The organism is Pectobacterium aquaticum (assembly GCF_003382565.3).
GTDB classification, from domain to species: Bacteria; Pseudomonadota; Gammaproteobacteria; order Enterobacterales; family Enterobacteriaceae; genus Pectobacterium; species Pectobacterium aquaticum.
Genome location: NZ_CP086253.1, coordinates 2,155,442 through 2,167,805 on the forward strand (window position 1 = coordinate 2,155,442; position 12,364 = coordinate 2,167,805).

The following is a 12,364-nucleotide window of genomic DNA, read 5'->3' on the forward strand; positions in this document are numbered from 1 at the left end:
CCGGGCAGGAGCGATTAGAGCCGTTTATGACAATGTGCTACTATCCACGGCTTAAAAATTTCGTGCCTTGAAAGTAGATGAGGCTCCATCGAACCCGATTCGGCGGCGAGCATCGTCCCAGCAGAAACAAGAATTAGAGAAACGATTAAGGAAGAGCAACGTGAAATCACCTCTCAGTGCATTATCTACGCAGTTAAGTGAGCTAATGCTTCGCGATCGGCAACGTCTGCGCCGCCGTTTACAGGGTGCGGCGAAGGTCAGTAGCCCGCAGGCTCAGGCGGCGATCGCTCAGGAAATTGAGGGGGAAATCGCTGCCGCGCGCCAGAAAGTCGAGAACCGGCGGGCAAGCTGTCCGGCGATTCACTATCCCGAACAACTGCCCGTTAGCCAGAAAAAAGACGAGATACTGGAGGCGCTGCGTCATCATCAGGTGATTATCGTCGCAGGTGAAACGGGATCGGGTAAGACCACGCAGTTGCCGAAAATCTGTCTCGAACTGGGGCGTGGCGTGCACGGCCTGATCGGCCACACGCAGCCGCGTCGTCTGGCAGCCAGAACCGTTGCAGACCGCATTGCTGCTGAACTGGAAACGCCGTTGGGCGGCAGCGTAGGTTATAAAGTCCGGTTTAACGATCAGGTGAGTGACAATACGCTGGTCAAACTGATGACCGACGGTATTCTGCTGGCGGAAATTCAGCAGGACCGCCTGTTGATGCAGTACGACACGCTAATCATCGATGAAGCGCACGAGCGCAGCCTGAATATCGATTTCATCATGGGCTATTTGCGTCAGCTGTTGCCAAAGCGCCCTGATTTAAAAGTGATTATTACGTCGGCGACCATCGATCCACAGCGCTTCTCCCGCCACTTTAATAACGCACCGATCATTGAAGTGTCCGGACGAACCTATCCGGTGGACGTGCGCTATCGTCCCGTGGTGGAAGATGCTGATGACAGCGATCGCGATCAGCTACAGGCGATTTTTGATGCGGTCGATGAACTGACGCGTGAAGGGCCGGGGGATATTCTGGTCTTCATGAGCGGCGAACGTGAAATTCGCGACACGGCAGAGGCGCTGACCCGTCTGGACTTGCCGCATACCGAGATCCTCCCGCTGTACGCTCGCCTGTCGAATCAGGAACAGAACCGCGTCTTTCAATCACATCACGGTCGCCGTATCGTGCTGGCGACCAACGTGGCGGAAACCTCACTCACCGTGCCGGGGATTCGCTATGTGATCGACCCCGGTACCGCACGCATCAGCCGCTACAGTTTCCGTACTAAGGTACAACGCCTGCCGATTGAACCCGTCTCGCAGGCGTCGGCGAATCAGCGTAAAGGACGCTGTGGCCGTGTCGCTGCTGGGGTGTGTATCCGTCTCTATTCCGAGCAGGATTTCCTGTCGCGGCCTGAATTTACCGATCCCGAGATTCTTCGTACCAATCTGGCTTCCGTTATTCTGCAAATGACGTCATTGGGGCTAGGCGATATCGCCGCGTTCCCGTTTGTTGAAGCACCGGATAAACGCAACATTCAGGACGGCGTGCGGTTGCTGGAAGAATTAGGGGCAATTAATCTGGCGGAGAACGGGCATTACCGCCTGACGCCGCAGGGGCAACAGCTGGCACAATTGCCGATCGATCCGCGTTTGGCGCGAATGGTGCTGGAAGCGCGTAAAACAGGCTGTGTGCGTGAAGTGATGATCATCACCGCGGCGCTGTCGATTCAGGATCCACGCGAAAGGCCGATGGATAAGAAACAGGCATCGGATGAGAAACACCGCCGTTTTGCCGATAAAGACTCCGATTTTCTGGCTTTCGTCAATCTGTGGGATTACCTGCGTGACCAGCAAAAGGCGCTGTCTTCCAGCCAGTTTCGCCGCCAGTGCCGTACAGATTTCCTTAACTATCTGCGCGTACGTGAATGGCAGGATATCTACACGCAACTGCGTCAGGTAGTGAAAGAACTGGGGCTGCCGGTCAATAGTGAACCGGCCGATTACCTGAGTATTCACTGCGCGCTGCTCACTGGCTTGTTGTCGCATATCGGGCAGAAAGATATTGAAAAACAGGAGTTCAGCGGCGCGCGTAACGCCCGGTTTGCGATTTTCCCAGGCTCGGGGCTATTCAAAAAACCGCCTAAGTGGACGATGGTCGCTGAACTGGTAGAAACCAGCCGTTTGTGGGGACGTATTGCCGCGCGTATTGAGCCCGAGTGGATCGAACCGCTGGCTCAGCACCTGATTAAACGGAGCTACAGCGATCCTCACTGGGAGAAAGCGCAGGGCACGGTGATGGCGCAGGAGAAGGTGACACTCTTCGGGCTGCCGATTGTCGCGGCGCGCAAGGTGAACTACAGCCAAATTGATCCAGCGCTGTCGCGTGAAATGTTTATCCGCCACGCGCTGGTGGAAGGTGACTGGCAAACGCATCACGCCTTTTTCCGCGCCAACCTCGAGTTGCTGGCGGAAGTGGAAGATCTCGAGCATAAATCGCGTCGCCGCGACATTTTGGTGGATGACGAGACGCTGTTTGCTTTCTATGACCAGCGGTTGCCACATGATGTGGTGTCGTCACGTCATTTTGATACATGGTGGAAAGCCGCTAGCCGGGATAATGCTGACCTGCTTAATTTTGAAAAGAGCATGTTGATCAAAGACGGCGCGGAGAAGGTGAGCGCGCTGGACTACCCGAACTTCTGGCATCAGGGCAGCCTGAAATTACGCTTGTCTTATCAGTTTGAACCGGGCGCGGACGCCGATGGTGTTACGGTTCATATTCCGCTGCCTATTCTCAATCAGGTGCGTGAAGAGGGCTTTGAGTGGCAGATTCCCGGCGTACGCCGCGAACTGACGATCGCGCTGATTAAATCGTTGCCTAAGCCATTACGTCGTAACTTTGTTCCTGCACCGAACTATGCCGAAGCGTTTCTGGCGCGTACCACGCCATTAGAGAAAGGACTCTTGGATGCGCTGGAGCGTGAACTGCGGCTGATGACGGGCGTGACGGTGCCGCGTGAGGCGTGGCAGTGGGATCAGGTGCCCGATCATCTGAAAATCACATTCCGCGTCATTGATGAGAAAAATCGGACGCAGCGGGAAGGCAAAGATCTGAACGCGCTGAAAGATCAGCTTAAGGATAAAGTGCAGCAAACGTTGTCATCCGTAGTGGATGACGGGCTGGAGCAGCGCGGTCTGCACGTCTGGAGCTTCGGTTCGTTGCCGGACTGCTATGAGCAGAAGCGTGGCGGCTACTCGGTTAAAGCTTATCCGGCGTTGGTGGATGAAAAGGATAGCGTGGCGATTCGCTTGTTCGACACGCCGCACCAGCAACAGCAGGTGATGCGGCAGGGGCTGCGCCGTCTGTTATTGCTGAACATTCCGTCGCCGATTAAATATCTGCATGAAAAGCTGCCGAACAAGGCGAAACTCGGCCTCTATTTCAACCCGTATGGCAAAGTGTTGGATCTCATTGATGACTGCATCGCCTGCGCGGTGGATAAACTGATTGAATCATCCGGTGGTCCGGTCTGGCAGGAAGAGGCCTTCCAGCAGTTGCATGAAAAAGTGCGTGCGGAACTGAATGATACGGTGGTTGATATCGCCAAACAGGTTGAGCAAATCCTAACGGCGGTCTTCACCATTAACAAGCGTCTGAAAGGGCGTGTAGACATGGCGATGGCGCTGGCGTTAAGTGATATCAAGAGCCAGATGACCGGTCTGGTGTTCCGTGGTTTTGTGACTGCAAACGGCTGGCAGCGTCTGTCGGACGTGCTGCGTTATCTGCACGCGATAGAACGGCGTCTGGAGAAACTGGCGCAGGATGTTCACCGCGACCGGGCGCAGATGTTGAAAGTGGAGCATGTTCAACAAGCGTGGCAACAGTGGTGGAATAAGCTGCCTGCGGAGCGACGTGACGACGACGAGGTGAAAGCGGTGCGCTGGATGCTTGAAGAGTTGCGTGTCAGCTACTTTGCCCAGCAGCTAGGAACGCCGTTCCCGATCTCGGATAAGCGCGTATTGCAGGCGATGGCGCAGGTCGAAGGGTAATTTTCTCGGCATCACATCAGGTCAGCAAGGGCTGTTTTTAATCTCAATGTAAGCTGACCTGATGGCTTCTTCACCATACTGCTGTTCCCGACGTTTTATGATGAAATGGCCTTTCGCCGTGTTTTGGCGGTGATGAATAAATCGCGTGATTAATAGCTGTGCGATTAATCACGGCGTGATACAGGCCAGGTGACTAAAGAAAAAAACTCAGGGTGACAAGGCCACAGAGCAGAACGAGGGATAACATAATTTCAAATGAGTAACGCCGCATCACTCTCCCGTCCCCACGAAATAAACACCCGGGAAACCGAGTGTTTGATGATTGTTCTATGACAAGTCCTTGGAGATAGGTTTCAAATGGGACTCACCGAAAGTGACGCCTTCCTAGTGGGGAAGGCGTCGGTGCTTACCGATTACGCCGCTGGCGTAGTGGTTGCTGGTTTGGCTTTCTTCACGTGTTTTTTAGCGGCCTGTGCTTTCTTCACCGATTTTTTATGGTGAGTGGCTTTAGCCGGCGCAGAAGTGGTAGCCTTAGGCTGAGCGGGGGCGTTGGTTACGGTATCCGCGGCAAACGCTACAGAGGACAGACCCAGTGCTGCACCTGCGATCATAACTAATACTTTATTCATCATCATTTCCTCGTTATCTCATTCACGCTTCGTAACCCTCAGTCGGGCTGGTAGAGAGAGAATAGGAGAAACAGAGGACAGCTTCAGTGAGTGATTGGTTTCGGCGTGTAACCTAATGTACAAGGCCGAAAACGTGGGAAAGACAGGGAAAACGGCGGGATTACCGCCGTCTCGGTGCTAGTGCTGAATGGTGATGACTGCCTGAGCTGTCGCGGTTTTTACTGGCCAGCAAAAACGGAAACGGGCACCGCCGAGCGGGCTGTCATCCACGGTAATGTTGCCGTCGTAAGCTCGGGCGATAGCATGAACAATCGCCAGCCCCAGTCCACATCCGCCGCTGCTGTTCTCGATACCTGCTTCCAGACGGACAAACGGTTCAAACACGCTTTCTCGGTTTTCGGGCGGAATACCCGGTCCATCATCTTCGACTTGCAAACAGGCAATATGCCCAGCGTCGGATGTCAGACTGATATGCAATCGGCTGTGGCAGAAGCGCAACCCATTGCCGATCAGGTTATTCAGTACCCGCTCCATCAGACGTAAATCGAGCGCCCCAATCCGTGCTGAGTGGGGCATGTCCAGCGAAATGTGTTTGTCAGGGTGGATCAGGCGAAAATCATCAACTTTTGCCTGTAACCACGAAGGAATATCAATATCGGCAAGATGCAGTGTCACCTGTGGACGGTCGAGTCTGGCATACGTCAACAGCTCGTCAATCAACGCTTCAAGTTGACCAATATCTCGGTTTAACGCCTGCTGTTCGTTTTCTGCCAGATTGTCGCTCATCGCTAGCCGATAGCGCAGTCTGACCAGCGGCGTACGCAGTTCGTGCGCAATATTGTCAATCAGTTGCTTTTTGCTGTTGATGAGCTGGTTCAGGTTATCCGCCATACGGTTGAAGGCGATGCCAAGCCGGTACAGGCTTGAGGTGCTATCGAAGTGAATGCGCGCCTCCAGATGACCATCTCCCAGACGCTGCGCGGCATTCTCCAATTTTAGCATGGCCTGCCAATGTGGGCGCATCCAGAGGAAAACCGGCAGCGCCAGTGACAGCCCGATGAGCATCACCAGCAGTAAATCCAGCAGCCGCATTTCATGCAGGAAGAACAAATAAGGAATAGGGCCGACGGCAAGAACATAGTGGCTGCGGGGAATGCGTTGGATAAACGTGTATTGATCATCCAGCGCGATAATTTCTCCTTGATTGAGACGCTGCCGATTCTTGGGGCTCAGCGCATATTTGCTCACCGGTTCGATATGTAATTTGAATGACAGGTTTAAATCAAGCTGGTTGATGGTTTTATGCCAGTCGCGAGGCGGAATCGCGCGCAGTTCATTACGAATGAGATACAGCGAGCTTTTCATCAGATCATCCATGGACTGACGTCCAGCGTGTTCAGCCGTGACTTTATAGACCAGCCCAACCAGAAGTGTCATGACGACAAAGCAGGCGAACAGCAATAGAAAAAACTGGACGAACAGCTTTCTCATAGCGTGACGCTCTCCCAGGTATTGGGGGCAAACAGATAACCTTTGTTGCGCACCGTTTTAATACGGAACGGCTCCAGTGGGTTGTCGTACAGTTTCTTACGCAGGCGAGAAATCGCGACGTCAATGCTGCGATCCATGCCGTCGTAGGTCACGCCGCGTAGATTTTTCAGCAGCGCATCCCGATCCATGATGTGACCAGCATGGGTCGCCAACTGCCAGAGCAGATCGAAATCTGCGGTGGATAACACAATGTGTTCTTGCCCTAATGTCACTTCCCGATTGACCGGATCGATACAGAGCAGGCCGAAGTGCAGTGATTTGTGCACCTGTAACGTAGTGGGGGCGGCGTTTTCCGTCACGGTCTGTGGTGCTGCAGCATATTGCCGTAAATGCAGGCGCAGTCGGGCGAGCAACACGGCGGGCGGGGTGATTTTCAGAATATAATCATCGGCACCCATTTCCAGTGCCAGAATATGATTCATATCGCTGTCCAGCGAGGTCAGCAGCACAATTGGGCCGCTGTACTGTGGCCTCAGTTCCCGACAGATTGTCATGCCGTCTTTGCCGGGTAGCATAATGTCCAATAGCACAAGATCGGGCTGCTGCTGCTCAATAAAGGCCAATGCCTGATCGCCTCGTGCTTCAACCTGAACATCAATGTCATGCTTGCCGAGGTAAGCGGCGATCAATTTCCCCACCTCAGTATCATCTTCTATAAAAACAATCTTATGCATAATCTCTACGCTATCTCCAACTCACTACTGATAGCATAGCCTGATGATAGGCGATAAACGAGAAATGAAGCGTAAATGGGTGTTAAGTGTTTGCTTGCCTAAGCAGATAAGCGGGATGCCCACCCGTCTGGCAAATTTCTTCCAAATTGATAAAAATAATGAAAATTAGCCGAACAAATTCGTTTGTTGGCGTGTTTACACACTGTCTACTTTTAGGAGAGTCCTGTTATGACGCGCATCGTTCCTGTTTTGGCCGCCGGACTGCTCATCAGCCCACTGTTACACGCTATGCCTCTCAACTATTGATACTCAGGGAATTAACGCAAAGCCCGTCCACCATCAACGCCTAGCGTTTTCCCAGTGACGTAACGGCTGCTGAGCAGGTAATCCACCAGCCCGACAATTTCTGCTTCACCGGGGGCAATTTTCATCAATGACTTTTTCAGCGCCTGCTGACGATAGGATTCGTCATCCTTTTCATTAAACAGGATGAGACTGGGGGCGATCGCATTGACTTTCACCTCCGGTGCCAGCTTGCGGGCAAACGACCGCGTCATATTGTCCAGCGCCGCTTTACTGGCGGCATAGGCAATGTGTTTATCGCTGCCTTTTTCTACCACGTAATCCGTCAGATGAATAATATCCGCACCCGCGATGCCTTGCCCACGCAGGCAGGGTTCCAGCAGTTGGTTGAGCAAATAGGGTGTGTAGACATGAATTTGCAGCATATCGGCCAGCGTTTTTTCTGGCGGTGTGGAGGGGCTTTCAGGCTCCCAACGGCTGGCATTGTGAATAATGGCGCGCAGTTGCGGCGTGAGCGACTGGATTTGCTTCGCAAACGCATAGATGTTTTCCGTGGTGGAAAAATCGGCGGTCAGACAAACGGCGCCATCTTGCTGTAGCGTCTCCAACTCAGGATAAGGTGTGCGATAGCTGATGATGACCGGAATCGACTGTGCCAGAAACGAACGCGCCAGCGCCAGCCCAATACGCCGTGCGCCGCCGGTAATTAACACGGGAGCAGAAGAAAAAGTTGTCACAATTAGGTCTCCTCAACACGCTAGTCTAAAGGGGATGAACCGTGACAATATACCTGAATTAACGGCTATACAGGCTATGGTTTGATAGCCGGAGGGCTATGCACAGTAAAACACTGGCGAAAGAGGAGGAAAGGGAATAGGGAAACGCTCCTGGGTCGATACATTCCGGTGATCAACGCTGTTTGGTTTAACATGCCCGCCGTGTAGCATTAGCACGGCGTGGCCTGCACGACATTTCTACTCGGTTTTTTCTACGTTGGGGCGCGTCGTCGTCGCCTCAATCGCCTGTGCGAGTGAGCCGTAGAAGCTGAGACGCCCTTCAATCGGATGAACCTTCGCCCGCGCCAGCGTTTTTAACGGCTGGAAGGGAATGTCGGTGATGATGAGCTGTTTGCCTTCGGGCAGCGTTGCGCTAAAACGCAAGAACGCATTGAGGCCGCCAGCATCCAGCACCGGCACCGCATCCCACTGCAAAATGATATTTTGATAGCCTTCGCTGCGTACGGTCAGTTCGTTGAAGATGCGTTCCGCCGCGGCGAAAAACAACGGGCCGTTAACACGCAGCACCAGATGCTCCGGGGTTTTGGTGTCCGGCAGTTCGCTAAGACGGGTCATCTGCGCGATGCGCCGCATGAAGAGTAGGGATGCCAGCACGATACCGACGGTAATCGCGATCACCATATCGAACAGCACGGTCAACGACATACAGAACAGCATCACGATAATGTCGTCTTTCGGCCCGTGGCGTAGTAAATCGACCACTTTGTGCGCTTCACTCATGTTCCAGGCGACGATCAGCAGCAGCGACGCCATTGCCGCCAGCGGCAGATAAGACAGCCACGGCGCAAGGATCAGCAGCGCCAGTAACACCAGCAGCGCATGGACCACGGCGGAGATCGGTGAATTTGCCCCCGCTCGCACGTTGGCGGCGGAGCGGGCAATCGCGGCGGTCGCGGTAATGCCGCCAAAGAACGGTGCGATGATGTTACCGAAACCCTGGCCCATCAGCTCCGCATTAGAGTTGTGTTTTTTGCCCGTCATCCCGTCCAACACGACGGCGCACAGCAGCGACTCAATCGCCCCCAGCATCGCCATCGAGAATGCGGCAGGCAGCAGAGCGTAAATGCTTTGCCAGTCCAGCGTCATCGTCTTTCCATCGGGCGACGGAATATCCCACGGCAAAACGAGCTGTGGCAGGATAGGCGGAATCCCTTGCCCTTGCGAACCGTCCGCCAGCATATAGCTGAATCGGGAACCGATGGTGGCCACGTTTTCACCGAGCAGTGACATAATCCCCATCACCGCGACGCCTGCCAGCAGCGCAGGCAAATGACCGGGCAGACGAATACCGAGTCTGGGCCAGACGATGAGAACCAAAAGCGTTGTTGCGCCAATAAGCGTATCAGCAAGATGCAGGGTCGGCAGTGATTGCGCCAGCGCCGCCACTTTTTCGACGTAATGCTCGGGGACTACCGCCATCTGCAAGCCGAAAAAATCCTTGATTTGCATGGTACCAATGGTGATAGCGATCCCAGAGGTGAATCCCAGCGTCACGGAAAGCGGAATATATTCAATCAGACGGCCGAAGCGACAAAGCCCCATCAGCAGCAGAAAGACGCCGGACAGCAAGGTGGCAACCAGCAGACCGGATAGCCCGAACTGTTGCGATACCGGATATAAAATGACGACGAAGGCGGCCGTCGGGCCTGAGACGCTATAGCGTGAGCCGCCGCTGATAGCGATGACAATCCCAGCAATAGCTGAGGTATACAGTCCGTACTGCGGAGGAACGCCGCTAGCAATGGCCAGTGCCATTGCTAGCGGTATGGCGATGATGCCGACGGTCACGCCAGCGACAATGTCGTGGGTAAAACGTTGCAGCGTATATTTTTCGCGCCAGCACGCGTCAATCAGCGCGCTGAACGGCCTGATGCCGTTAATTCCGTGCGTTTTCATCTAAGCAGAAACCAAAGTAAGGAAGTAGATCAATATGGCGGGCCTGCCGGTCCGTCGACGACTGCCTTACGATACGCCGGACGCGCTCAGAAGATCCAGATATACATCAAGAGAAGTGAGTTTTGGTGAGGCCGACACGGCGAAAACCGCATCGGCAGGGGAATTACAGCGTGATGGTGATCAGATAGGCGGCGAAGAGCGCCAGATGCGCGCTACCGCTCAACACGTTGGTCCTACCGGTAGAAAACGTAATGTGGCACAGCACCAGTACCGACAGCATCACGACAATGTGCGGCATATCCAGACCGAAGTTCAGCGTGCGGCCGGTCAGCATGGCGATAATCGTGACGGTGGGGACCGTCAGTGAAATGGTTGCCAGCACGGAACCGAAAAACAGGTTCATGGCACGCTGTACCTGATTTTTCAGGACGGCGCGGATCGCTCCCAGCCCCTCAGGTGAGAGGATTAACAGCGCGACTAGGAAGCCCGTAAACTGCGTCGGCGCGTTCATTTCGGTCAGCAGCGTTTCCAGCGGCATGGAGTTCGTTTTGGTGACCGCGATAACCGCAACCAGGTGAACCAGTAGCCAGGCGGTGTGCCACAGTGAACTGTGCGCTGACGGTTTACCATGGTGCGGATCGTCACCGTCCCCTTCGTCTTCATGCTCATAGACGAACAGGCTTTGGTGCGTACGCGTTTGAATCAACAGGAAAACGCCGTACATCGCCGCAGAAATAGCGGCAACAATCAGTGATTGCGTTACGCTGAAATTACCACCGGGCAAAGCGCTGGGGAAAACCAGCACAATCACGGCTAATGGGAAGATCGCCATCAGGTATTGCTTGATGCCGCTCAGGTTGACGTACTGGGTGGCGAATTTACGGCCGCCGAGTAAGAGGGCGAAACCAACCAGACCACCGGTGACAATCACGATAATGGAATAGAGGGTATCACGCATCAGATCTGGGCCTGCGTCACCGGTTGCCATCAGGGCAGAAATCAGGCTGACTTCGAGAATGACGACGGACAGGCTGAGGATCAATGAACCGTAGGGTTCACCCAGACGGTGTGCGAGCACGTCGGCATGACGCACCACGCTGAAGGCGCTGAACAGTATCCCAGCGAGCGCGATGGCGTTGATGCCGAGAATGGCGACAAAATTTTGTGAAGTGCCCCATATGTAGAGCACGGTCAGCGCAATAACAGGAAAAATGAGTGAGTATTCATGATGGCGAGTTTTGACCACCTCAGAATGAGACTTCATTGCGGAGTTCTCCTTATCCAGAGGAATGATACGGCAAAATATCCCCGTCATATTTCAAGTCAGCCTACTGGCAGCTCGAACTATTTAGGGCATAAAGCAATTTATTGTGGTCGTAAACCCCATTATTCAGGGCATAAACCATTTATTAATGGATGTAGAACGACAATAAACAGCAAAGATTACTAAAAGGTAGTTATAACGTAATAAAACGAACAATATGATAACAGATTGTCATGTTAACACGGGGATTTTTACGGATTTTTACGCTCTGTAGTGAAATTCAAATGAAAAGGGAGAATCTGCGTGTCTTCTCCCTATCATGATAATATCAAATGTCTTTTTTATAGTTATTCGTCAGGATTATCCATAATATCGTGACGTTTATGATGATAATCCTCTTCATTTAGCCCTTCTCGCCAATAAGGTACGGCATACATCTGATTTCGCTCACATCCGCGTTCGCGACGCACATGGCGACGAAGCTGAACCACGATACGATCCTCACCGGCTAACCAGTAAAACGCATTTTTAGCCGACGGAAGTGACTGAAACTGCTGTAATAATGCATCGGTCACGTCCGTGCCGCCGATAATCCAGTGCAGATGAAGTTGTGCTGGTTTAGCGATATCCAGTTTATCAGCCTCGCTGTCGACACGGATTACCGCATGCCCCGTTGCGTCATCAGGCAGATTCTCCAATAGAGCCATGAGCGCGGGGAACGATGACGGGTCAGCAGCCAGATAATAAGCGGTCGCGGGTGGCAGCATCGGGAATGGGCCACCGGGTTGTGAAATACCGACCCAGTCGCCGGGCTTAGCCTGACGGGCAAAGGTGACAGCAGGCCCCGCGTGTTCATGCAGCGCGAAAATCATATCCAGCTCCGCATCCTCCGGACGTACCGCACGAACGCTATAGGTGCGGACAATGGGGCGGGCTTCGCTCTCTGGCCAGATCGGGCCGCGTTCGCCAATCGCGGGCAGAGCCGGTTTTTGCTGTCCCGCCTGAGGCAAAAAGAGCTTGATGTGTGCACCGTATCGCTCGGTCGGATAATCGCGTAGCGCGTCGTGATGGAAAGTAATGCAGCGTAAATGAGGGGAAATATCGTGGATGTGTTTAACCTGAACTAAAACAGGCTGTCGCGGCGTTGCCATTCAGTGTCTCCGTGGATAGTCGATTCCAAATTAATGATAATAATAACACGA

The 12,364-nt window shown here is 53.5% G+C and carries 7 protein-coding genes and 1 pseudogene; 1 reads left to right on the forward strand and 7 read right to left on the reverse strand.

Features of this window, described 5'->3' with window-relative positions; genetic code table 11:
- The first annotated feature begins 205 nt into the window (after positions 1-205).
- A complete protein-coding gene (gene hrpA, locus DMB82_RS09960; RefSeq protein WP_267132209.1) occupies positions 206-4,048 on the forward strand; it encodes an ATP-dependent RNA helicase HrpA in 3,843 nt (1,280 codons plus the stop codon).
- A 419-nt stretch (positions 4,049-4,467) separates the two neighbouring features.
- Here the strand turns inward: hrpA and asr are convergent.
- From asr to DMB82_RS09995, 7 genes and pseudogenes are all read right to left on the reverse strand, one after another.
- A pseudogene (asr, locus tag DMB82_RS09965) lies at positions 4,468-4,677 on the reverse strand (acid resistance repetitive basic protein Asr); the annotation flags it as partial.
- Between the two features lie 177 nt (positions 4,678-4,854).
- Positions 4,855-6,168 carry a two-component system sensor histidine kinase RstB gene (rstB, locus tag DMB82_RS09970; RefSeq protein WP_116155535.1) on the reverse strand — a complete coding sequence of 438 codons (1,314 nt, stop codon included), beginning with the start codon at positions 6,166-6,168 and terminating at the stop codon, positions 4,855-4,857.
- Positions 6,165-6,902 carry a two-component system response regulator RstA gene (rstA, locus tag DMB82_RS09975; RefSeq protein WP_102116441.1) on the reverse strand — a complete coding sequence of 246 codons (738 nt, stop codon included), beginning with the start codon at positions 6,900-6,902 and terminating at the stop codon, positions 6,165-6,167. The genes rstB and rstA overlap by 4 nt, the downstream gene beginning before the upstream one ends.
- A gap of 317 nt (positions 6,903-7,219) precedes the next feature.
- Complete coding sequence (gene folM, locus DMB82_RS09980) at positions 7,220-7,942, reverse strand: dihydromonapterin reductase (RefSeq protein WP_116155534.1); 723 nt, start codon at positions 7,940-7,942, stop codon at positions 7,220-7,222.
- A gap of 237 nt (positions 7,943-8,179) precedes the next feature.
- On the reverse strand, positions 8,180-9,898 hold the full coding sequence (gene dauA / locus DMB82_RS09985; RefSeq protein WP_116155533.1) for a C4-dicarboxylic acid transporter DauA: 1,719 nt from the start codon (positions 9,896-9,898) through the stop codon (positions 8,180-8,182).
- A gap of 163 nt (positions 9,899-10,061) precedes the next feature.
- On the reverse strand, positions 10,062-11,162 hold the full coding sequence (chaA, locus tag DMB82_RS09990) for a sodium-potassium/proton antiporter ChaA (RefSeq protein WP_102116444.1): 1,101 nt from the start codon (positions 11,160-11,162) through the stop codon (positions 10,062-10,064).
- Between the two features lie 347 nt (positions 11,163-11,509).
- Complete coding sequence (locus DMB82_RS09995; protein WP_102116445.1) at positions 11,510-12,313, reverse strand: siderophore-interacting protein; 804 nt, start codon at positions 12,311-12,313, stop codon at positions 11,510-11,512.
- Between the last annotated feature and the right edge of the window lie 51 nt (positions 12,314-12,364).